At 70.8% G+C, this 21,699-nt stretch carries 17 protein-coding genes and 1 pseudogene; 9 read left to right on the top strand and 9 right to left on the bottom strand.

Annotation, left to right across the window (positions count from 1 at the left end; translation table 11 throughout):
* Positions 1-91: 91 nt before the first annotated feature.
* Entirely contained in the window at positions 92-949 is an 858-nt protein-coding gene (locus ABZS69_RS60525; RefSeq protein WP_355391989.1) for an oxidoreductase, read from the bottom strand.
* Between the two features lie 123 nt (positions 950-1,072).
* On the opposite strand from ABZS69_RS60525, the gene ABZS69_RS60520 reads away from it, so the two are divergent.
* Positions 1,073-1,912 (top strand): helix-turn-helix transcriptional regulator, encoded by an 840-nt coding sequence (locus ABZS69_RS60520; protein WP_355391986.1) that lies wholly within the window; start codon positions 1,073-1,075, stop codon positions 1,910-1,912.
* Positions 1,913-1,995: 83 nt separating this feature from the next.
* Here ABZS69_RS60520 and ABZS69_RS60515 read toward each other — a convergent pair whose 3' ends face one another.
* On the bottom strand, positions 1,996-3,147 hold the full coding sequence (locus tag ABZS69_RS60515; RefSeq protein WP_355391983.1) for a DUF418 domain-containing protein: 1,152 nt from the start codon (positions 3,145-3,147) through the stop codon (positions 1,996-1,998).
* 506 nt (positions 3,148-3,653) lie between these two features.
* Between ABZS69_RS60515 and ABZS69_RS60510 the strand changes: the two genes are divergently transcribed.
* Positions 3,654-4,382, top strand: a complete 729-nt coding sequence (locus ABZS69_RS60510) for a helix-turn-helix domain-containing protein (RefSeq protein ID WP_355391980.1) — start codon at positions 3,654-3,656, stop codon at positions 4,380-4,382.
* A gap of 464 nt (positions 4,383-4,846) precedes the next feature.
* Here the strand turns inward: ABZS69_RS60510 and ABZS69_RS60505 are convergent.
* Both ABZS69_RS60505 and ABZS69_RS60500 read right to left on the bottom strand, forming a co-directional pair.
* A pseudogene (locus ABZS69_RS60505) lies at positions 4,847-5,717 on the bottom strand (IS701 family transposase); the annotation flags it as partial.
* A 251-nt stretch (positions 5,718-5,968) separates the two neighbouring features.
* Positions 5,969-7,618: a hypothetical protein gene (locus tag ABZS69_RS60500; protein WP_355391977.1), complete on the bottom strand. Its 1,650-nt coding sequence runs from the start codon at positions 7,616-7,618 to the stop codon at positions 5,969-5,971.
* Between the two features lie 158 nt (positions 7,619-7,776).
* Between ABZS69_RS60500 and ABZS69_RS60495 the strand changes: the two genes are divergently transcribed.
* On the top strand, positions 7,777-8,262 hold the full coding sequence (locus ABZS69_RS60495) for a hypothetical protein (protein ID WP_355391974.1): 486 nt from the start codon (positions 7,777-7,779) through the stop codon (positions 8,260-8,262).
* Positions 8,263-8,718: 456 nt separating this feature from the next.
* Here ABZS69_RS60495 and ABZS69_RS60490 read toward each other — a convergent pair whose 3' ends face one another.
* The gene (locus tag ABZS69_RS60490; protein ID WP_355391971.1) at positions 8,719-8,997 is read right to left on the bottom strand and encodes a hypothetical protein; all 279 of its coding nucleotides are present in this window, start codon (positions 8,995-8,997) and stop codon (positions 8,719-8,721) included.
* Positions 8,998-9,157: 160 nt separating this feature from the next.
* Complete coding sequence (locus ABZS69_RS60485; protein WP_355391968.1) at positions 9,158-9,406, bottom strand: phosphopantetheine-binding protein; 249 nt, start codon at positions 9,404-9,406, stop codon at positions 9,158-9,160.
* Between the two features lie 177 nt (positions 9,407-9,583).
* Between ABZS69_RS60485 and ABZS69_RS60480 the strand changes: the two genes are divergently transcribed.
* From ABZS69_RS60480 to ABZS69_RS60465, 4 genes are all read left to right on the top strand, one after another.
* Positions 9,584-10,612, top strand: a complete 1,029-nt coding sequence (locus ABZS69_RS60480; protein ID WP_355391966.1) for a ketoacyl-ACP synthase III — start codon at positions 9,584-9,586, stop codon at positions 10,610-10,612.
* A gap of 459 nt (positions 10,613-11,071) precedes the next feature.
* Positions 11,072-12,325: a beta-ketoacyl-[acyl-carrier-protein] synthase family protein gene (locus ABZS69_RS60475; protein ID WP_355391964.1), complete on the top strand. Its 1,254-nt coding sequence runs from the start codon at positions 11,072-11,074 to the stop codon at positions 12,323-12,325.
* On the top strand, positions 12,322-13,104 hold the full coding sequence (locus ABZS69_RS60470; protein WP_355391962.1) for an SDR family NAD(P)-dependent oxidoreductase: 783 nt from the start codon (positions 12,322-12,324) through the stop codon (positions 13,102-13,104). Before ABZS69_RS60475 ends, ABZS69_RS60470 begins: the two co-directional genes overlap by 4 nt.
* A gap of 46 nt (positions 13,105-13,150) precedes the next feature.
* Complete coding sequence (locus ABZS69_RS60465) at positions 13,151-14,149, top strand: zinc-binding dehydrogenase (protein WP_355391959.1); 999 nt, start codon at positions 13,151-13,153, stop codon at positions 14,147-14,149.
* Here ABZS69_RS60465 and ABZS69_RS60460 read toward each other — a convergent pair.
* Positions 14,139-14,906: a methyltransferase domain-containing protein gene (locus ABZS69_RS60460; RefSeq protein WP_355391956.1), complete on the bottom strand. Its 768-nt coding sequence runs from the start codon at positions 14,904-14,906 to the stop codon at positions 14,139-14,141. The two genes, ABZS69_RS60465 and ABZS69_RS60460, sit on opposite strands and share 11 nt — an antisense overlap.
* Positions 14,907-14,960: 54 nt before the next feature.
* Between ABZS69_RS60460 and ABZS69_RS60455 the strand changes: the two genes are divergently transcribed.
* Both ABZS69_RS60455 and ABZS69_RS60450 read left to right on the top strand, forming a co-directional pair.
* Positions 14,961-15,899, top strand: a complete 939-nt coding sequence (locus ABZS69_RS60455) for an LD-carboxypeptidase (RefSeq protein WP_355391953.1) — start codon at positions 14,961-14,963, stop codon at positions 15,897-15,899.
* 231 nt (positions 15,900-16,130) lie between these two features.
* Positions 16,131-17,924, top strand: coding sequence for an N-acetylmuramoyl-L-alanine amidase (locus ABZS69_RS60450; protein ID WP_355391951.1), 1,794 nt, complete (start codon positions 16,131-16,133; stop codon positions 17,922-17,924).
* Here the strand turns inward: ABZS69_RS60450 and ABZS69_RS60445 are convergent.
* On the bottom strand, positions 17,887-18,783 hold the full coding sequence (locus ABZS69_RS60445) for a MurR/RpiR family transcriptional regulator (RefSeq protein WP_344991857.1): 897 nt from the start codon (positions 18,781-18,783) through the stop codon (positions 17,887-17,889). The genes ABZS69_RS60450 and ABZS69_RS60445 overlap by 38 nt on opposite strands.
* A 54-nt stretch (positions 18,784-18,837) precedes the next feature.
* Entirely contained in the window at positions 18,838-21,420 is a 2,583-nt protein-coding gene (glgP, locus tag ABZS69_RS60440) for an alpha-glucan family phosphorylase (RefSeq protein ID WP_355391948.1), read from the bottom strand.
* Between the last annotated feature and the right edge of the window lie 279 nt (positions 21,421-21,699).

Raw genomic sequence — 21,699 nt, 5'->3', positions numbered from 1 at the left:
ACCGGACCACCTACAAAGCCACCATCAGCATCAACATGATCCCGGCCAGCCCTTGACGCGCTACCCCAGCCCTAACTGAACGGCGTTGCCTCTAGCCCTCGCCGATGGTGTCCAGCTCCGCGACCGCGTCCGCGGGCAGGGCCAGGTCGGCCGCGGCGACGTTCTCGCGGAGATGGGCCACCGACGAGGTGCCCGGGATGAGGACGATGGTGGGCGAGTGCTGCAGCAGCCAGGCCAGGGCGACCTGCTGCGGCGAGGCGCCCAGGCGGGCGGCCACGCTCTCCAGCGTCCCCGACTGGAGCGGGGTGAAGCCGCCCAGCGGGAAGAACGGCGCGAAGGCGATGTTCTCGGCCGCGCACCGCTCGACGAGGGCGTCGTCCTGGCGGTTCGCCACGTTGTAGAGGTTCTGCACGGTGACGACGGGCGCGATGGACTGCGCCTCGGCGAGCTGGGCCGCGGAGACGTCGCTGAGACCGAGGTGGCGGATCAGGCCCTCGTCCCGCAGCTCCGCCAGCGCCCCGAACTGCTCCGCGAGCGACTCCTCGCTCCCACCCTCGTGCGTGACCAGGCGCAGGTTGACGACGTCGAGGACGTCCAGGCCGAGGTGCTGGAGGTTCTCGTGCACCGCGGCCTTGAGGTCCGCGGGGTCCTGAGCGGGGTTCCACTCGCCGTTGGGGCCGCGGCGCGCGCCGACCTTGGTGACGATGCGCAGGTCTTCCGGGTACGGGTGCAATGCCTCCTTGATGAGCTCGTTGACGACGACAGGACCGTAGAAGTCGCTGGTGTCGATGTGGTTGATGCCCAGATCGACGGCTTCGCGCAGCACGGCGACGGCCTGGTCGCGGTCCTTGGGCGGTCCGAAGACGCCGGGTCCGGCCAGTTGCATGGCGCCGTACCCCATGCGGTTGAGGGTGAGGTCGTCCGCAAGTGTCAGAGCGTTATTCGACATTTCCCGCTTTCCTCTCATTCCACGGACACTCTGCAACGTGCCTGCTCCAGATGGGAGTACCCCGTCGTTCCTGGGGGTGACAGGGCCAGGCAGCAGCGATGCGGCGCGACTACCTTGGAATTCGTGGACGGTACGAACGCGCTCGGCGAGTTCCTGCGCGCCAGGCGGGAGCTGGTGCGCCCCGAGGATGTCGGGATCAGCGCCGGCGGCCTGCGGCGCGTGCCCGGCCTGCGCCGGGAGGAGGTCGCCACGCTCGCCGGCATCAGCTCCGACTACTACCTGCGGCTGGAGCAGGGCCGCGACCGCAACCCCTCGGTCCAGGTCCTCGACGCGCTCGCCTCGGTCCTGCGGCTGGACGCCGACGCCACCGCCCACCTGATCGGCCTGGCGCGCCTGCACGAGGAGCGGCGCGGGACTCCGCGCAGACGGCGGACCCCGAAGCAGGAGCAGGTGCCACCGAGCATCCGCCGGCTCATCGACGGCTGGACCACCAATCCGGCGTTCGTGCACAACAAGCTCACCGACATCCTCGCCGTCAACACCCTGGGCGCGGCACTGTCGCCGAACCACGCGCCCGGCGTGAACCTGCTCCGCGCCGTCTTCCTCGACCCGGCAGAACGGGAGCTGCGGCGCGACTGGGAGCGGGCGACCGAGGACGCGGTCGCGAGCCTGCGCGCCCGCGTCGGGCCGGACGTCGACGATCCGCGGCTGGTGGAGCTCGTCGGCGACCTGTCGCTGCGCAGCGACCGGTTCCGGCGGCTGTGGGCCCGCCACGACGTACAGCCCCACAAGGCGCACCTCATCCGGCTGCGGCATCCACTGGTCGGCGACATCGACCTCCAGTCGGACAAGCTCACCATCAACGGCACCGACGGCTTCATCCTGGCCGTCTTCCACGCCGAGCCGGGCAGCCGCAGCGCCGAACTCCTGGGCCTGCTGGGCAGCCTCACAGCTTCAGGCTGACTCCACCCTCACGCCTCCGAGCCGACTCCAGCCTCACGACTTTGAGCTGACCCCAACCCCACAGCTCCGGGCCAACCCCAACCTCACGACTTCGGGCTGACCTCAGCCTGACGGCGGCGGCCGTACGACATCCGCCGGAGGAGCACCTCCGCCGGGCCCCGGTAGCCGACGGCGCGCATCCACTCAGCCAGCGCGATCGACAGCAGCCAGACCCCGATGGCGATCGCGAAGGTGCCCGCGAAGCTCACGTCGTCATGCAGGCTCAGCGTGAACGGGTAGAAGAGCACCACCCAGATCACGGCCTGGAACAGGTAGAACGTCAACGACCGCTGCCCCAGCGCCGCCAGGGCCGTGGTGAACCGGCCACGCCGGACCTTGACCGCGACGAGCCCGACGGCGGCGGCCATGCCGATGCCGCCCGCGTATCCGGTCAGGTCGTGCGCGACGGCGACCGCCCAGCTGACGGGGGTCGAGGAAGGCGCCCACACACCGGCCGCGAGTAGCGCCGCGGGCAGCCTGCCCGCCACTGCCACGCCGATGAGGACCGCGGTGACGCGGCGCAGCAGCGGCAGGTGCCGCTCGGGCTCGTCGAGAACCCGGCGCCGGGCGGCCCAGATGCCCAGCATCATGCCCGGCACCACGGTGAGGGTGGAGATCGCGGTCTCCACCGGCCAGGACGGGAGACTCGCCACGAGGTGGGCGCCAAAGGTGGGCTCCATGAACTCGGCCATCGTCACCGGCTTCGCCTGGGCCACCACACTCTGCCAGGCCAGCAGGAGGGTCGCCGGGACGAGCGCCAGCAGCCCCGTCCGCCACAGCACCGCGTCCCGCGCTCGTACGAGGGGGGCGAGCATCAACAGGGTCAGCCCGTACACCGCGATGATGTCGATGGGCACGAGCACGGCGGTGTTCACGAACCCGATGACGATCAACCACAGCGCCCTGCGTCGCATCAGGCTCCGGATCGAGATCCAGTCGCTGCCCCTGGCCTGCTGACTGTGGGCTAACTGCCCGAGCCCGTAGCCGAACAGGAACACGAACATGTCGCGGGCCTGGTTGTCGGCGAACAGGGACTTGACGAACTTCGCCATGGCGTTGAGCACGGCAGGGCCCGCATCCCAGTCGCCGACGAACGCGGGCGCATGGGACAGAGCGATCAGCAGCAGCATGAAGCCACGCGCCAGATCCGGCGCCAGCGCTCGCGCGGTCACGCCGGTGGACGCCGTCAGGGTCATATCGATTTCCTTCCAGATCTGTAAGCCGATCCCGTTCCGGACCCGCACACCATTCCCGCTCCAGACCCGAACACCGCTTCCGTTCCGGGCCCGCGCGCCACTCCCGCTCCAGACCCGAACGCCGATCCCGTTCCGGGCCCGCGCGCCACTCCCGTTCCAGGCCCACACGCCGCTTTCGTTCCGAGCGTCGGCGAGGGGCCCCGAAGGACTCCCCGCCCCAACCTCGTCCAGCGCCTGCCGGGCGCCCGCATGAACATAAGCTCGCACACCCCTTCATTCGCGATAGTACGCGTTCAGTCGAGACCAAAAGCTACGTTGCATTCAACTAGCTGTCAATCAGCTCCGATCGAAGATCTCGCATATGTGCAGGTTAAATGAACCAAAGATTGCAATGAATCTGAAGTTGAACGCAACGCCCAAGCTTGCCTCTATTGCAATGGGATGCAGTTGAACGCAATACTGGTCCACCAGATCGCAATGACAGGAGCGCTAGGAGGCGAGTGCCGATGCCGGGAGGCAGGCTGACTCAACAGGACCGCCAGGAGATCGCCGCAGGCCTGGCGGCAGGACTCGGCTACGCCGAAATCGCGCGGCGCCTGGCCAGGCCGACCTCCACCGTCAGCCGGGAGGTCAGCCGCAACGGCGGCCCGCAAGCGTACCGGGCCAACCGAGCGCACCAGGCGACCGAAGGACGAGCCCGCCGCCGCAAGCAGCCCCCACGATCCGCGTCGCCGATCACCGACACGGCGTACGGCCGCGACCCCGAGGAGCTGCGCGAATTCACGGAGCACCTCGTCGACATCCTGGTGCTGACGGGCCTACCCCGGATGTCGTCGAGGGTCCTGGCCTGCCTCTACACCACTGACACCGGCGCACTCACGGCAAAAGACCTCACCCACCGCCTTCAGGTCAGCCCCGCCTCGATCTCCACCGCCATCGCGTACCTGGAGGAGCAGGAGTTGATCAAGCGCGACCGCGACCCACGGTGGCGTCGCGAGTTGTACAGCGTCGACAACGCCGTTTGGTACCGGTCGTTCCTGGCGAGCGCCCAGCGAAACTTCATGCTGGCCGAGACCGCTCGCAACGGGGCCCGCATATTGGGCGCCACGACACCCGCCGGCGCACGCTGTGAATTCGTGAGCGAATTCCTTCGACGTACCGGCGAGGACATGCTCCAGACGGCCGAACGCTGGCGTCACCTTTTGATTCCACAAGTACGCGATAACCGTGAGTAACGAAAGGTAATTTAACGCGATAGGTCAAGGCAACGACACCGTCACCTTCCGATCGCACCAGGTGAACACGGCCACGCCATTCACTCACCCACACGAACTCGGCACCGGCTGAGGCACCCCGAACGCGACGGTGCCGTCACAGAGCGGGCCTACTGACGACCGAACCACCGAAGGGTCGAGGCGAAGGGTGCGACTCTGGCCCGCGGTGGCTGGGGCTCGGCGGCTGGGGCTCGGCGGCTAGGGCTCCAGTGGCACTTCGCGATCATTGCTCGGATCTGCGCTGGTAGTGGCAGCGTCGGGGCAGTGGCCTGGTGTCGGCGGCGCCAATCCGACCAGCGCAGAATGTCCGTGATGGAGCGGTGCGTGGTCAGTACGAGTGCCGTCAGCAGCCAGCGGATCTCGGGCAAGGTCAAAGGGATGCAGTCGTCGGTGACGCTGGGCGGCTGGGCGGCGGCGATGGCTGTCAGGAGGGCCAGGGCGAGCATGGCCAGGGTGATGTGCCGCTGCCAGGCCGTCCAGCCGCGGACCTGGTAGTGGTCCAGCCCGACCTGGCCCTTGGCGGCTTGGAAGGACTCCTCGACCGCCCAGCGGATACCGGCGATCTTGACCAAGGCCATGAGCGGCTGTGGGGTGGGGGCGTAGCAGCGGTAGAACGCCACCTCGCCGGTGGTCAGGTTACGCCTGATCAGCAGCCACCGATGGCCTTGTGCCTGGCTGTCGTCAATTCGCGCCCAGGCCCAGGCATACCAGCGCGGTCCCTTGGCGCCCGCCCCGGCGCGGTAGCGGTGCCAGTGCCGGTCGGCCACCCGCGTGGCGACCTCGGCCGCGCTGACCGGGACGCCGTCGAGAGTGACCCGGCGGTTGCCCGCGATGGCCAGCACGTAGCGCATCTGGTGCTCCTCCAGGGCGGCGCGCAGGCGCGGGTCTTGGCCGTAGACCTCATCGCCGGTCATCCAGCGGGCGGGTACGCCGGCCTTGAGCGCGGCCAGCATCATGGCGGTGGCCAGGGCGGGCTTGGTGGCAAAGGCGGTCTGGTCCGGGATGCCGGTGGCCTGGCAGCGGTCGGGGACGGCCAGCCAGGTGTGCTCGGGCGATCAGCACGCCGTCGGGGCCGAGACGGTCGACGACGAAGTCCCGGATGTCATCGCGGACCGCGTCGGCGTCCCAGCGGGCGGTGCGTAGCAGCCGTTGCAGGGTCTGCGGGCCGGTCAGTCCGGCGTGTTCGGCCAGGTTCCAGCAGTTCTTGCGGTCGATGTCGGCCAGCAGGGCGCGTACGTAGGCGGTGGCGGTGCGGCGTGGTTCGACGCGGCCGAAGTGGCCGGCGATTCGGGTCATCAGTTCGTTGAAGATGACCATCCAGCCGTCAGGGTCTACGCTGTGGCGCGCGGCCATTGCATGATCTTTGGTTGTCTTCACAAACTCCGAATGATCACGCGGTGGCCGTTGCCATGTGACCCGATCCCACAAGATCGCGAAACTGTCACTGGAGTACTAGTCATGGGCTACCGGAACCGTCAGGGCCTGGTGAGTCACCACCGGATCCCGGCCGAGGTGCCCGGCTCGGCGGCCGGGCACCGGTCGTCGGGTCACTTGACGATGATCTGATGGGTGGCCTGGGCCGGTCCGGTCCCGCCGTCCCCCGCATAGCTCGCGAGGTAGCTGTACCTGCCGGCGTTGGCGGGCGTGTCGGTGAACGTGTACGTGCCGTCGGCGTTCACCCTCACCGGCGGGAGCTTGACGGTCTTACCGCTGGTGCCCTTGACGTACAGGGTGCGCTGCACGGTGAGCGTGGACCCCGGAGAGGGCGGCCTGTCGCCCGCCGTCAGGACGCCGCTCAGCTCCACGGCCGTGCCGGCGACGCCGGACTGCGGCCCTGTCAGGGTGAGCGTGGCTTCGCGCTTGACCGTCACGGTGACGGAGGCGCTGCTGCGGCGGTGGCCGTCGTCGCCGTCCCAGAACACCCAGTAGATCACCTCGCCGATGTACGGCGGCAGCTCGAAGACGGGCGTGTCCTGGAAGGTGAACGTGCCGTCCTGCCGCGTCGTCACGCCGGTGATCGGCAGTTTCGTCCAGCCGGGCAGGTACTGGATCACCGTGAGCGGCTTGAGCCCGAGCGCCTCGCCGTCGGCGCGGGTGAGCCGCCCCTCGACGGTGATCGGCGAGCCGGCGTACGCGTCCGCGGGGGCCGTCACCGTGAGCTTGGTGGCCGGTAGCGCGACGCCCGTCACCCTCCACAGCAGCAGCCGGTCCGTGGAGCTGCGCAGCAGTGCGAAGACGTCCGTGCCGGAGAACGCGACGCCGTCCGGGAGCAGTTCGGCGTCCGGCTGGTCGGCCGCGAACAGCTCCGCGCCCGTCGCGGCGTCGTAGAGGGTGAGGTCGGTGCTGCCCCACTGGCGTCCGGCCGCGACGTACGCGCCGTCCGAGCCGAGCGCCACGGCGGACGGGTACCCGTCCCAGCCGTCGCCGTAGGTGCCGGTCGCCGCCAGGGTTCTGGTGTCGTACCTGGTGAAGTGACCGGGGGTGTCGGCCGCGCTGAACAGGGTGCCGCCGTCGGAGCTCAGGGTGAGGTCGCGCAGGGAGTCGATGCGCCACTCCTCGCCGTCGATCGTGCCGCGCAGCGCGGGGGCGCCGTCGCCGAGGTCGTAGACCAGTATGTCGGCGTGGTGCAGGGCGGTCTGGCCGACCACGAGCGTGTCGCCGGCGGCCGCGAGCACGGGAGGCCGCAGGTGCTCGCCCCCGACCGCCACGGGCGCCGGGGCGCTCGCGCTGAGATCCAGGCCGACGACGCCGCCGGGGCCGTTGTCGCATCCGTGCCCCACCCACAACCGCTCGCCCAGCAACGCCAGGGTGGACGGGCAGGGGTGGGCCGACAGGTCGATCCGGCGGGTGACGGCGAGGCTCGCGGTGTCGATCTCGGCGACCTCGTTCGAGCCGGTGAGAGCCGCGTACAGGCGGGTGCCGTCCGCGTTCACGGCCAGCTCTTGGACGCCGGGCAGGCCGGTGACGACGCCGCCGGTGAGGTTTCCGTCAGTGCCGGCCACGATGATGCGGTCGCCGGCGGGAACGAACACTCGGCCGCCACCGACGGCCAGGTCAGCGGTGTAGGAGTCGGTGACCCCGAGGTCGGTGGTGGTGCCGGCCGCCGAGGCGGCGGGGGCCGTGACGGCGAGCAGGCCGGTGATCAGGGCGGCGGCGCCGCAGTAAGCGGCTAATCGGCGAACCAGGGATGGGGACACGAGAGCCTCCTGCCAGGACGGGAACATGTGTTCTAATAACGTCTCATGGGTGCTCCCACGTCAAGATCATTCGGTCGCGCGACACCTAACCGTGATCAAGCACCCTCCGGGGTTCGAGACCGGGACGATTGTCGGTGCTCGCCGACATAGTCGTCGCCATGACGATTCCCCTCACGTGGGTCCGCGCCGTCCGCGGCCACGAGCCGGCGCTGGACGGGATGACCCTGCGCTGCAGGAAGACCGGCGGCCAGCTGCTGGCGTCCGTGCCCAGGGCCGTGCGGTCCAGCCGGGTCGGTGAGCAGTTCGCGGCGCTGCTTGAGCACCTGGACGGGCACGAGAAGGAGTGCCGCGCCACCGTGGAGTCATGGATGCTGAACGGGCTGCCGGTGCCTGCCGGGGCTCCTCGCCGGGGCTCCTCGCCGGGGTGTGGCCCGACCCCTGGTGGCGGGCCTGCCTGCGGCACCTGGTGGTTCCGCGTGGAGGGGCGGGCCGGGGCTGGAGGAGGTGTCCGAGGACGGGCGGGTGAGCGTCAGGACGGCGGACGGCGTCCCGTACGAGTCGCCGCCCGGCGCCCCGGTGACTCCGGCGCACTCCCTCCTGCTGGACGACCCGGGGCCGTGGCGGCGGCTGCTGGCGGAGCATGACGCCGTTCAGGGCATTGAGCAGGTGAGCCGCCGGGTCCATCGCGGGCGGGAGGGCCATGACCCCGAGCCATGTGACCCCGACCCCTCAAGATCCCGAAGTGTCACTGGAGTACTTGGGCTCGGCGGCTAGGGCTCGGGGCGGCGGCCAGCGCAACGACGTGCACCCGATGCAGCACTCGCTCGTGCAACTCCCCCGGCGGACGGCCCTGCAGGCGGCGCGAACGCCCTCCTCACGAGCTGCCGTGAGGACGGGCCTGGATTGCACGGCCGGTGGCGGGTTCGTCGCGTAGAGGGCAGCGGCCAACGCAACAGCGTTTACCCAGCGCGGCGCTCGCCCGGTGCGGCGCTCGCCCCGTACGGCGGCCGCTTGTGCAGTTCCCCCGGTAGGCGGCCCAGCGGCTACCGGGTGGATGGCTCGGTAGGCGGCCAGAAATAAGCAATACGGTGGTGGTGGCGCTAACATGGCGTGCTTTCCAGGATGGTCACGTCCTTTGGCGCCCCGCCGCCGAAGAAGTCAGAAAGGGAAAACTGATCTCCCTTGACGATCTTATTCACGGGAATGCTTAGATCACCCATCGTGGCGAAGTCCATAAAAGACTTGGTTATTGCCGTTATCGGGACTTTCATGCAGACTTTCCCCTCCTGGCCGGCGTTCGGTGGGGTGTCGGCGGTGGCGGCCGGGCCTGAGAGCAGGGTGGCGCTGATGGCGGTCGCGGTCAGGGCGTGCTTGTACATGCTGCCTCCTTCGTGGCTGGCGAGAAGATCCGAGTTGCGTTGTCGCCGTTGCGGTCGCGGTCGCGGTCGAAAGAGGGACTGGCTGGTGTCGGTGGGCGACATTGGTGTGGTGTGGCCACGTGCATGCCCCGGTCAGAGGGCGGGGCGGCGTGCGTGTTGTTCAGATACTCGTCCCGACCAGGAGGCGGGCCCGTGTGAGCACGTCGGCGATCGTGTGCACCCCGGCCAGGGTCTCGCGTGGCATCGGGCCCCACGTGTCCTCCATGGCGATGTGGAGTTCGGCGAGGTCCAGGCTGTCGGCCTCCAGGTCCTCGCGGAGTCGTGCGTCCAGCGTGACCTGGTTCGGGTCGACCTTCAGAATGCTGACGCAGCGATCGCGTACCGCCGCCAGGATCTCCTCGTCGCTCACACCGGGCCCCTTCCTTGTAGCGGTCTTGTCACCTAGCGTTGCCGATCGCCCGATAACTGGTCACTGGTGACGCGGAACCCGCCGTTAAGGAGTTGATCAAGTTTCGAGGGTCGCGACGGGCCCCTGCGGTAGCGCGTACCTATCCTGAGCAGCACCTGATCTTGAGGGGGGATGGGCGTGGCCGCGCACTCCGAGACGAACCCGAGGCGGTACGCCCACGTCGCCGGAGTGGCGGTGCACCTGCCCGAGGAGAGCCTGACCACTCCCGAGCTGGAAGACCTGCTGGCCGCGCGCAATCCCGGCACGCACATTCCCCGCGGCGTCATCGAGCAGGCCAGCGGCGTGCAGCGGCGCCACGTCGCCGCTCCCGGCCAGACGGCCGCCGGGCTGGCCGCGGCCGCCGCCCGTACCTTGCTCGAACAGACCGGGCACGTCCCGCCCGTCATCGACCTGATCATCTACGCGGGGGTGAGCGTCGACGCCGTCGAGCCCGCCACCGCGCACATGGTGGCCGCCGAGCTGGGGGCGAGCTGCCCGGTATTCGATGTACGCAATGCATGCAACAGTGTTCTGAACGCGGTCGAGCTGGCCGACACGCTCATAGCGGCCGGCCGCTACCGCACGGTCCTCATCGTGTGCGGGGAGGTCGCCACTCCGGCCATCCGCTGGCGGGTCGAGTCGGCCGCGGATTTCACCGCCGCCGGCCCCTCGTACACCGTCTCCGACTCGGGGACGGCCATGTTGCTGGAGGCCAGTGCGGTGCCCGGCGTGCTGGGGCACCGGTTCTGCGCCAGCTCGGCGTACTGGGAGGCGGCCATCCTGCCGGTCACGCGGTCCGCCTCGGCCGGTTATCAGTTCGGCGCGTTCACCGTGGATCCCGTGGGGCTGGCCGTCGGAGTGCACAAGCTCGACCGGTCCGTGCTGCGGGCACCGCTGGACGAGCGCGGGCTCGACTGGGACGACATGGCGGCGATCTGCATACACCAGGCGTCGCTGTCGTCCTTGCACACCTTCTGCGAGGCGGTCGGGATTCCGCTGGGCAAGGTGGTGGTGACCATCGCCGAGCACGGCAATCTCGTCGCCTCGACGATCCCGGTGCAGTTGCACCAGGCGGTCCGGTCGGGCCGGGTCCAGCGGGGGGATCTGGTCGCGTTGGTGGGGGTGGCCAGCGGGGTCAGCGCTGGGACTGTGCTCCTGCGCTGGTGACGGTCGCCAAGGCCGGCTTTTCTGCGTCACGGCGACCGGAAGGCGCTTTGGGGATGGTGACCGACCCCGATGGCAGCCGTCGCTGGGGGTGCAGGGGCGGCGACCGACTCTGAGGGTGGATGACGCTGGGAGTGCAGGGAGAGTGGCCAGTGCTGGGGTGCGGGACCGGTTGCCAGTGCTGGGGGCGCGGGGACGGTGGCCGGCCCTGAGGGGGACGGCGCTGGAGTGCGGAGACGGTGACCCGGGCCAGAGGCGGCGGGGCTGGGCGTTGGTGCCGAAGGGTTGGGGCGGGGGTCGGTGCTGAGGGTCGGGTTGGGGCGGGGGTCGGTGCTGAGGGTGGGGTTGGGGAGGGGGTGGAGGGGTGGTCGGTTTGAGGGTGGGTTAAACGTCCGCGACACTACGGGGTTGTCGCACTACTTTCCGTGATAACGCGTGCGATGATCGGTTTTCATGTGGGACATGCGATCCAACGGAGCTCCACCGCGCTCCCGCGTGGCCGTGACCGGTATGGGTGTCCGTACCTCGGCCGGCGCGCAGCCCAAGGAGCTGTGGGGCGCCCTGCTCGCCGGCCGGTCGACGGCGCGTACGATCACCTCGTTCGACGCCGAGGGCCTGCCGGTGGACTTCGCCTGCCAGGTGCCCGACCTCGACCTGGACGGCTACGTGAAGCCCAGGGACGCCCGCCGGATGGACCGGGTCACACGACTGGCGTTCTGCGCGGCCACCGACGCCCTGGCCGATGCCGGGCCTCCGCCGGCCGCGCCTGAGCGCCGGGCGGTCGTGACTGGGACCGGGTACGGCGGCACCGCCACCCAGGAGGTCGCCTTCGGCACCCTGGACGAGCGCGGGCGTGCCTGGCCGGGCCCCCTGCACATCCCCATGAGCATGCACAACGCCGCCGCCGCGGAGATCAGCATCCGGCACGCGTTCCTCGGCCCGAGCATGTCGGTGGCCACCGCGTGCGCTTCCGGCGCCCACGCCATCGGCGAGGGCGCGCGGCTGGTGCGCGACGGGACGGCCGACGTGGTGCTGGCGGGCGGCATGGAGGCGTGCGTGCTGGCCGGCGCGCTGGTGGGGTTCGGGCAGGCGGGGGCGCTGTCGCGCCGCGCGTCGGAGCCCGAACGCGCCAGCCGGCCCTTCGACGCCGACCGCGACGGGTTCGTGCTGGGTGAGGGCGCCGCGTTCCTGGTGCTGGAACGGCTGGAGGACGCGCTGCGCCGGGGCGCCCACGTGTACGCCGAGCTGAGCGGGTACGGCCGGACGTCCGACGGACATCACCTCACGGCACCGGACCCCGAGGGCGGCGGCGCGTACCGGTGCATGCGGGCCGCGCTGGCCGACGCCGGGGTCGCGGCGGCCGACGTCGTACACGTGAACGCGCACGCCACCTCCACCCGCCTCAACGACAAGACCGAGGCGCGGGCGATCGCACGGCTGTTCGGCGCGTACGCGGTGCCCGTCACGGGGAGCAAGGGCGTGGTCGGCCACGCCCTGGGGGCCTCGGGCGCCATCGAGGCCGTGGTCAGCGTGCTGACGCTGCGCGAGCTCACCGTCCACCCCACCGCGAACCTCGACCGCCAGGACCCGGCCTGTCCCGTCGACGTCGTGACCGCGCCGCGCCCCATCGCTCCCGGGCCGGTGCTGTCGAACTCGTTCGCCTTCGGCGGGCACAACGCGACCCTCGTCTTCACCCCGCTCCTGGAGGACCGATGAAGCTCGCCGGCACGACCGCCCTGGTCACGGGCGCCAGCGGCGGCATCGGCCAGGCCACGGCCCGCGCGCTCGCCCGGCAGGGCGTGCGCCTGGTCCTGACCGGCCGCGACGCCCGCGTGTTGCGGGCGCTGGCCGCGGAGGTGGGCGGACGTGCCGTCCCCGCCGACCTGACCGGCCGCAACGCCGTCGCGAAGATGATGAAACAGGCCGGACCGGTCGACATCCTGGTGGCCAACGCCGGGGTCATCGCGCCCGCCCGGTTGACCGATCACGATCTCGACGACATCGACCACTACCTGCAGCTCAACCTGCGCGTGCCCCTCGTGATGGCCCGCCTGGCCGCCGAGCGGATGGTGGCGAACGGCCGCGGCCACCTGGTGTTCATGAGCTCGATCGGCGGGAAGATGGCGCATCCGCACCTCGCCGTCTACAACGCGACCAAGCACGGCCTGCGGGGGTTCGGGCACGCGGCCAGGATGGACCTGGCGCCCTATGGCGTCGGCGTGTCCGTCATCTGCCCGGGGCTGGTGCGCGACGCCGGGATGCTCACGCGTACCTCGCTGACCGTGCCCCCGTGGATGACGCGCAGCCCGTTGCACGTGGCGCGGGCGGTGTGCCGGGCCATCCTGACCGACGCCGCGGAGATCGACGTCGCGCCGCTGCCCGTCCGCGTCGCGGCCGGGCTGGCGAGCGTGTGGCCCGCGGCCGGGGCGCGGGTGCAGCGCATCATGGGGGTCGAGGGGTACGCCCGCGCCGCCGCCGGCCGCGGCTTCCTGTGAGACATTGACATCAAGCAAGGTTGAGGTTGCAGGCTCGGAGGACGAAGTGACCGCCGCCTCCGGGGAGTTCGCCATGCATGCCGTCGTCCTGCACACCTTCGGCCCCGCCGAGAACCTCCGCTACGAGAGCGTCCCCGACCCCGAACCGGGGCCCGGCCAGGTGCGCATCGCGGTCAGGGCGGCCGGGGTGCACCTGATCGAGACGACCATGCGTTCGGGGCTGACCGGCGGCATGACGCCGCCGCTGCCCGAGCTACCGGCGATCTTCGGTGGCGAGGTGGCCGGACGCGTGGACCAGGTGGGCCCCGGGGTGGATCCGTCCTGGATCGGGCGCGATGTGGTGACCGCGCAGGGCCGGCCCGGCGGCTACGCGGAGCTGGCGGTCGCGGACGTGACGTCCGTGCACCCGATCGCCTCCGGTTACGAGACGGCCGTGGCCATGATCGTCACCGGGGTGACCGCGCTGCAGTTCCTGGACGTGGCCGGGCTGACCCCGGACGACGTGGTGCTGGTGACCTCGGCGGCCGGCGGCATCGGCCGCCTGATCGTCCAGTACGCGCGCGGCCTCGGCGCCACGGTCGTCGGCGCGGCGGGCGGGCCCGCGAAGGTGGCGGCCGTACGCGACCTCGGGGCGGACCTCGCGGTCGACTACGAGCAGCCCGGCTGGGAGGAGAGCGTCGCCAAGGAGCTGGGCGACCACCCGGTCACGGCCCTGCTCGACGGGGTCGGCGGCGACAGGGCGCGGGCCGCGTTCGGGCTGCTGGCCGACGGCGGCCGGTACGTCACCATCGGCAACGCCTCCCGGCAGGACTTCCAGCCGGACCCTCAGACGGTGAAGGAGCGCGGCCTCACGGTGACCAACGCCCTGCTGCTGCTGCTCGGCGACCCGAGCACGCGCCCGGCGTACGAGGTCAGGGCCCTGGCGGCGGCGGCCGACGGCACGCTGACCCCTGCCGTGCAGACGTTCCCGCTCTCGGAGGCGGCGGCCGCGCACGCCGCGCTCGAAAGCAGGCGGACGTCGGGCAAGGTCGTGCTCATCCCTTAGCCGCGACGGCGTACTGCGGGTTTTCCGGGCGGTAGGACGAGCCGACGACGGTGAACCCGGCCTCGGCCAGCCGCGCTTCGAGGTCGGCGGGGGTGAACGGCTGGAAGTCGATGGTGTGCCGCTGGTGGCTGAGCGTGCCGTCCGGGTGCTCCTGGACGAAGAGGATCTCGGCCAGGCAGGGCTCGTCGAAGCTGTCGGGGAAGGTCCAGACGTACACGCAGGTGGACCGTACGCCGTCCCGCTCGCGCACCCGGTCGCCGACCACGATCCGCCGGCGCTCGCGATAGAGCAGCTCCCAGTTGCGGGAGTCGACGATCAGCGTGCCGGTCGGGGACAGCACCTGCCGCATCCCCGACAGCGCCGCCACCATGGCCTCGCGCGACCCCGTGTGGACGAGGGAGTTGCCCAGGCACAGCACCAGCTCGTACGGCCCGCTCACGGCGGCGGGCAGGTCCTCCCACCGGGAGGTGAGCACCTCCACGTCGGCGGGCAGTCGCCGCCGCGCCTCCGCCACCATCGCGGGGCTGCCGTCGGTGGCGGTCACCTGGAACCCGGCGTGCGCCAGCGCCATGGCGTCCGCCCCGATGCCGCAGGCGCAGTCGAGCACCGGGGCGCCGGGCGGAAGGGCGCCGACCACGGATTGGATGAACTCCAGGCTGGAGACGGACGTGCCGCCGATCACGCCCGGAGGATTCACGATCTCGTCCGCGAAGATCCAGTGGTAGTCGACGGCCAGGTCGCGGTAGTAGTCCGACACACGACGAGCCTCGCACGATCATCAGACCCGGTCCAGCGAATAGGGTGACGGGCGATGGACACCTTACGATCTCCCCGCCTGAAGCCCGGCGATCGCGTCCGGGTCCTCTCCCCCGCCTCCCCGCCCGCCCCTGAGCTGGTCGCCGTGGGGGTCGAGCTCCTCACTTCATGGGGTCTTCGGGTCGAGCTGGGCGAGCACGTCTTCGACCAGTGGGGCTACATGGCCGGCCGCGACGAGGACCGCGTCTCCGACCTGAACGACGCCTTCCGGGATCCGGGTGTCCGGGCCGTGTTCGCGACGAGGGGCGGCAAGGGCGCGTACCGGGTCGTGGACGATCTCGACTTCGACGCGCTCGTACGGGACCCCAAACCCGTGATCGGCTTCAGTGACATCACCCACCTCCACCTGGCCGTGTGGCGGCACTGCCGCCTGGCCGGACTGCACGGCCCCTTTGTCAACTGGAACGCGTCCGTCGTGGGACCGGGATCGGCCGAGGCGCTGCGCCGCGCCCTGACGACCACCGGCCCCGTCACCGTCCGCCGCGACCCGGCCGAGGTCACCGCGCAGGTCGGCGTGGCGGGCACCGCCACGGGCACCCTGATCGGCGGCAACATGAGCGCGGTCCGCACGCAGGTCGGCGCGGGCCTGCCCAGCCTGGAGGGAGCGATCCTCTTCCTTGAGGACAACCGCGGCACCGGCCTGGGCGAGGTCGACCGCACGCTGACGCAGCTGTCCCGCTCGGGAGCGCTCGACGGCGTACGGGGCATCGCGCTGGGGCAGTTCCTGGGGTTCGAGAAGGACGACGGGGACCCGGCGCTGGGCGGCTGGGGCGTCGTGGACGTGCTGCGCGACCACCTCGACCGGCTCGGCGTGCCGATCCTCGGCGGCCTGCCCGCCGGACACGGCCACAACCCGCCCACCATCCCCATCGGCACGGAGGCCACGATCGACACGGCCGCGGGCACCCTGACCGTGCAGGCCGCCGTGAGGTAATCCGTGTTAAGCGATGAAGAATCTCTTCGCAAAGATCTCGCTTACGAAGGAAAATGTTGAGACGCTGATCTGCACCAGGTGCCCCCCAGTCCCGAGGAGTGGTTCATGCGCCGCCTACTGGCGATCTCCGCGGTCGCCGCGCTGCCCTTAACATCCGGCGTCACCCCAGCTCAAGCCCAGGATCCCGGCGACCGGCAGCAGGCCTTCGCGGCCGCCGCGCAGGAGTTCGAGGTGCCCGAGAGCATCCTGCTCGGCGTGTCCTTCCTGGAGTCGCGGTGGGATGCCCATGCCGGGCAGCCGTCCAACGACGCCGGGTTCGGGCCCATGCATCTCACCGACGCCGCCGCGTACACCGCCTCCAACCACCACAGCGAGGGCGAGGAGGATGCCCGGGGCGACGAGACCCGGCCCCTGCCCGCCCCCGAACCCCAGGCGTCCCCCGCCGAGATCCCCGCCTCCCTCCGCACCATGGAGAAGGCCGCGCAGCTCACCGGCGAGACCCACGAGCGGCTGCGTACGGACGACGTCGCCAACATCCGGGGCGGCGCCGCGCTGCTCGCCGACTACCAGAAGGCGCTCGGCGCGCCGCTGAGCGCCAACCCCGCCGAGTGGTACGGCGCCGTCGCCAAGTACTCAGGCGCCCAGGAGGCCGGGGCGGCGAAGTTCTTCGCCGACGAGGTGTTCACGACGATCAAGGACGGCGCCGCGCGCACCACGGACGACGGCCAGCAGGTCGCCCTCCCGGCGGTCCCGGGCCTGGAGAAGATCGAGAAGTGGCTGGAGAAGCTCGGTCTCCGCCCGTCCAGGACGGACGGCGTGGAGTGCCCGGCCTCGGTCTCGTGCGAGTGGATCCCGTCCGGGTACCAGGAGCTGCCCCCGAACAACTACGGGCACTACGACCTGGCGAACCGGCCGGTCAGCCAGAAGATCGAGTACATCATCATTCATGACATGGAGGGATACTTCGACTCCTCCATCCGCCTGAACCAGGACCCGAAGTACGGCGCGAGCTGGCAGTACTCCGTGCGCTCCAGCGACGGCCACATCGCCCAGCACATCAAGGGCAAGGACGTCGCCTGGCAGGCCGGCAACTGGTACATCAACGCCAAGTCCATCGGCATCGAGCACGAGGGCTTCCTGGCCGAGGGCAGCACCTGGTACACCGAGGCGATGTACCGGTCGAGCGCCCGACTGGTCCGCTACCTGGCCTTCAGGTACGGCATCCCGCTCGACCGCGCCCACATCCTGGGCCACGACAACGTGCCCGGCACCCTGCCCACGACCGTGAAGCAGATGCACGAGGACCCGGGGCCGTTCTGGGACTGGGCGCACTACTTCCAGCTGATGGGCGCCCCGTTGCACCGGTTCGGCGGGCCCAGGTCCGGGTCGATCATGATCAAGCCGGACTTCGCGACGAACAAGCCGTACTTCTACGGGTGCGACCGCAAGAACCCGGAGAACGCCTGCCCGCCGCTCCCCGCGAGCACGGTCTGGCTCCGTACCGAGCCGAGGGCGGACGCGCCGCTGGTCAAGGACATCGGCAAGCACCCCACGGGCGAGTCCCTCTACAGCGTGTACGACCACAGCGCCCGCGCCACCACCGGCCAGCGCTTCGCCGTGGCCGACCGCCAGGGCGACTGGACGGCCATCTGGTACCTCGGCCAGAAGGCGTGGTTCCTCAACCCGGCCGGCGCCCCGACCGCCGTCCCGTCAGCCGGCCTCGTGGTCACCCCGAAGCCGGGCAAGGCCACCGTCCCCGTGTACGGCAGGGCCTACCCCGAGCAGGAGGCCTACCCGGCGGACATCCCGTACCAGGCGGTGACCCCGCTGCAGTACACGTTCTCGGCAGGCGAGAAGTACACGCTCGCCGGGCCGGCGCCCGCCGAGTACTACCGGGCGGTCACGTTCACCATGGACCAGGACCACAAGGTGGTGCGGGGCAAGACGAAGTACCTGCAGATCCAGTTCGGCCACCGCGTGATGTTCGTCAAGGCTGACGACGTGCAGGTGACGTTCTCCGGGTGAACTCCTTGACGGCGCGCCTGGTGCTCGCGAGCGCCTCCTGAGAGGAGTCGTACGTGCGCTGGGCGACGCCGACGAAGACGCAGTCGACGACGAGGAGCTGGCTGATCCGGCTGGCCAGGGCGCCGGGACGGAACTCCGTCTCGCGCCCGGCGGAGATCAGCACGTGTTCGGCCAGCTCCGCGATGGACGAGCGCGGGTTGTTCGTGATGGCGACCGTGGTGGCCCCGGCCTCCTTGGCCCGGGTCAGCGGCTCGATCACGTCGGGCGTCTCCCCCGACGTGCTGATGCCGATCGCCACGTCGCCCTCCCTGAGCAGCACCGCGCTGGTCAGCGCCAGGTGCGCGTCCTGGAAGGCGTGGCTGGACAGCCCGATGCGCAGCAGCTTCTGCGCCACGTCCTCGGCCACCAGCCCGGAGGCGCCCACGCCGTACGCGTCGATCCGCCGCGCCCCCACGATGGCGTCCACGACCAGGCCCAGCCGCTCGGAGGTCAGCTGGGCCACGGTGTCGTTGATCGCCTCCGACTCGGCCCGCGCGACCTTCTGGATCACCTCGGACAACGGGTCGTCGGGCGCCAGGTCGCCGGGCACGAGCCGGTCGGGCTGCGCGGCGGCCGCCGCTAAGGCCAGCCGGAGCTGCGGGTATCCCGCGAACCCGAGCAGCCGCGCCGTGCGCACGATCGTGGCCTCGCTGGTGCCCGAGGCGGCGGAGAGCTCCGTGATGGTGCTCCTGGCCACCGTCGCGGGGTCCTCCAGGATGAGCCGGGCGACGGTCTGCGCGGCCGGCGTCAAGGACGGCAGCACCCCGCGAACCGTGGCCACCAGAGTGTCGGCCCGCAAGCCGTTGCCGCTGTCGTCCACGTCCTGATTATGCCGTCCGTTTAAACGCGATATGCCGGTCGCGGGTGCCCCCGTTTAACGCAATGTGCCATTTGTCATCCCGACGGGCTCCTCCGGCACGGCTATCAGGCCCAGTTCGGCCGGAGTGGCGGCGAGCGGGTGGTGAGGGACGACTCGCACGGTGTAACCGAACGCTCCCGTGCGGTCGAGCGGCACCGTGCCGGTGTAGTGGGCCCGCCCGTCGTCGCCCGTCGAGGCGACGGCGAGCTTCGCGTACACCGGATGTGCCAGCTCGTCGTGCGGCCCGACCTTGCCGTAGGCGGCCTCGACCAGCACGTCGTCGGGCTCCAGGTCGCCGAGCGCGATCGTGGCGTGCAGCTCGATGGTGGCGCCCACCTCCGGCGTGTCCCCCACGCCCGAGGCCTCGACGTGCTCGACGCGAACCCCGGGCCAGGCCCTGGTGACCCGGACCCGCCAGGCCGCGAACGCCTTGGCGGGCGCGTACGCGTCGGCCGACAGCGCGTTGGCCGCGGCGGCGGCCGGGTTGTACAGGTCGACCACGTAGTCCCGCAGCATGCGCCCGGCCAGCACCTTCGGGCCCAGCGAGGTGAGCGTGTGCTTGACCATCTCCAGCCAGCGCCGCGGCAGCCCGTCCACGGGCCGGTCGTAGAACCGGTCGGACACCTCGTGCTCGATCAGGTCGTAGAGGGCGGCGGCCTCCAGCTCGTCACGGCGGTCGGGGTCCGTCACGCCGTCGGCGGTCGGGATCGCCCAGCCGTTGGTGCCGTCGTACCACTCGTCCCACCAGCCGTCGCGGATCGACAGGTTGAGCCCGCCGTTGAGCGCGGACTTCATCCCCGAGGTGCCGGACGCCTCCAGCGGGCGCAGCGGGTTGTTCAGCCAGACGTCGCAGCCCTGGACCATGAGCCGGCCGAGCGCCATGTCGTAGTCGGGCAGGAACACGATGCGGTGGCGGACGTCCGCCCGGTCGGCGAACTTGACGATCTGCTGGATCAGCTTCTTCCCGCCCTCGTCGGCGGGGTGCGCCTTGCCGGCGATCACGATCTGGACCGGCTTGTCCGGGTCGAGCAGCAGCTCGGTGAGCCGCCGGGCGTCGCGCAGCATCAGCGTGAGCCGCTTGTACGACGGCACCCGCCGGGCGAAGCCGATGGTCAGCACGTCGGGGTCGAGCGCGTCGTCGATCCAGCCGAGCTCGGCGTCCGAGGCGCCCCGCTCCCGCCACGACCTGCGCAGGCGCACCCGGGCGCCCTCGACCAGGCGCTGCCGCAGCGTGCCCCTGATCTGCCAGATGTCGGCGTCGGAGATCTTCTGGATGCCCTCCCAGCCGCGGGCCCGCTCCAGCAGCGAGGGCAGCTCCCGCCCGGCCAGCTCCATGAGCTCCCTGCCGACCCAGGTGGGCGCGTGCACGCCGTTCGTGATCGACCCGATCGGCACCTCGTCCACGTCGAACCCGGGCCACAGATCCTTGAACATCTCCCGGCTGACCTCGCCGTGCAGCTTGGAGACGCCGTTGACCCGCTGGGCCAGCCGCATGCCCATGACGGCCATGTTGAACCGGGTGGGATCGGACTCGGCGCCCAGCGCCAGGATCCGCTCGACGGGCACGGTCGGCCAGGCGTTCGAGCCGCCGAAATGGCGCTCGATCATGTCCACGGGGAACCTGTCGATGCCCGCGGGGACGGGCGTGTGCGTGGTGAACACCGTGCCCGCCCGCACGGCCTCCAGCGCCTCGTCGAACGAGAGCCGCGCTTCGGTGAGCTCGCGGATGCGCTCCAGGCCGAGGAAGCCGGCGTGCCCCTCGTTCGTGTGGAACACCTCGGGATCGGGGTGCCCGGTGATCCGGCAGTACGCCCTGATGGCCCGTACGCCGCCCACGCCCAGCAGCAGCTCCTGCATGAGCCGGTGGTCGGTGCCGCCGCCGTAGAGGCGGTCGGTGACGTCGCGGGCGGCCGTGTCGTTCTCGGCCACGTCGGAGTCGAGCAGCAGCAGCGGCACCCGCCCGACCTGCGCCACCCAGATCTGCGCGTGCAGCTCGCGCTCGCCGGGCAGGGCGAGGCGGATCTTGACGCTCTCGCCGCCGGCGTCCTTCAGCAGGCTGAGCGGCAGGCCGCCGGCGTCGAGCGACGGGTAGTGCTCCAGCTGCCAGCCCTCCGGCGACAGCGACTGCGTGAAGTAGCCGTGGCGGTAGAGCAGGCCGACCGCGAGGATCGGCACGCCCAGGTCGCTGGCGGTCTTGAGGTGGTCTCCGGCCAGGATGCCGAGGCCGCCCGAGTATTGGGGAAGGGCGGTGGCGATGCCGTATTCCGGGGAGAAGTACGCGATGGCCCGCGCCCCGTCGGGCAGCGTCTGGTACCAGCGCGGGGAGGTCATGTATTCGCGCAGGTCGTCGGCCGCGTCGGCGAGACGGCGCAGGAAGCGGCGATCTGCGGCCAGCTCGGTGAGGCGGGCGGGGGAGACCGCGCCGAGCAGGGCCACGGGGTCGTGCCCGACCTGCTCCCAGAGGTCGGCGTCGACCTCCGCGAAGAGGTCCATCGTCTCCGGGTGCCAGGACCAGCGGAGATTGTGCACGAGCTCGCCGAGGGCGGCCAGCTCCGCAGGCAGGACGGTGCGGACGGTAAACCGGCGGATTGCTCTCACGTTTCTGCACCCTACGGGCTAGGAGGGACCTCTCAGTCCTTCACCCCCACGAAGACCGTTCAAACCCCTTCCGGGAACAAGCATGAAGACGGACGATTGGGGCAACTTTCCTGATTGTTGGCACTCCCGCGGACACACTCGGGAGGTCTATCCGCTGCTGTCCACAATTTACATGCAAGGATCGTTCCGACCACGGTGGTTCGCGACCAGCGGCCCACCGCCGGGACGCGGAGTCTGCACCCACGGAAAGCCTCCGGCGGCACCGAGCGCGCCGCCGCA

The organism is Nonomuraea sp. NPDC005650 (assembly GCF_040605375.1).
In the GTDB taxonomy this organism is placed as follows: domain Bacteria; phylum Actinomycetota; class Actinomycetes; order Streptosporangiales; family Streptosporangiaceae; genus Nonomuraea.
This window is presented reverse-complemented; position numbering and strand designations above follow the sequence as displayed.

Bases quoted from the DNA above. Each gene is read 5' to 3' on its own strand.
- ABZS69_RS60525 (WP_355391989.1), bottom strand. From the start codon at position 949: ATGTCGAATAACGCTCTGACACTTGCGGACGACCTCACCCTCAACCGC.
- ABZS69_RS60515 (WP_355391983.1), bottom strand. From the start codon at position 3,147: ATGACCCTGACGGCGTCCACCGGCGTGACCGCGCGAGCGCTGGCGCCG.
- ABZS69_RS60510 (WP_355391980.1), top strand. From the start codon at position 3,654: ATGCCGGGAGGCAGGCTGACTCAACAGGACCGCCAGGAGATCGCCGCA.
- ABZS69_RS60495 (WP_355391974.1), top strand. From the start codon at position 7,777: ATGACGATTCCCCTCACGTGGGTCCGCGCCGTCCGCGGCCACGAGCCG.
- ABZS69_RS60490 (WP_355391971.1), bottom strand. From the start codon at position 8,997: ATGTACAAGCACGCCCTGACCGCGACCGCCATCAGCGCCACCCTGCTC.
- ABZS69_RS60475 (WP_355391964.1), top strand. From the start codon at position 11,072: ATGCGATCCAACGGAGCTCCACCGCGCTCCCGCGTGGCCGTGACCGGT.
- ABZS69_RS60470 (WP_355391962.1), top strand. From the start codon at position 12,322: ATGAAGCTCGCCGGCACGACCGCCCTGGTCACGGGCGCCAGCGGCGGC.
- ABZS69_RS60455 (WP_355391953.1), top strand. From the start codon at position 14,961: ATGGACACCTTACGATCTCCCCGCCTGAAGCCCGGCGATCGCGTCCGG.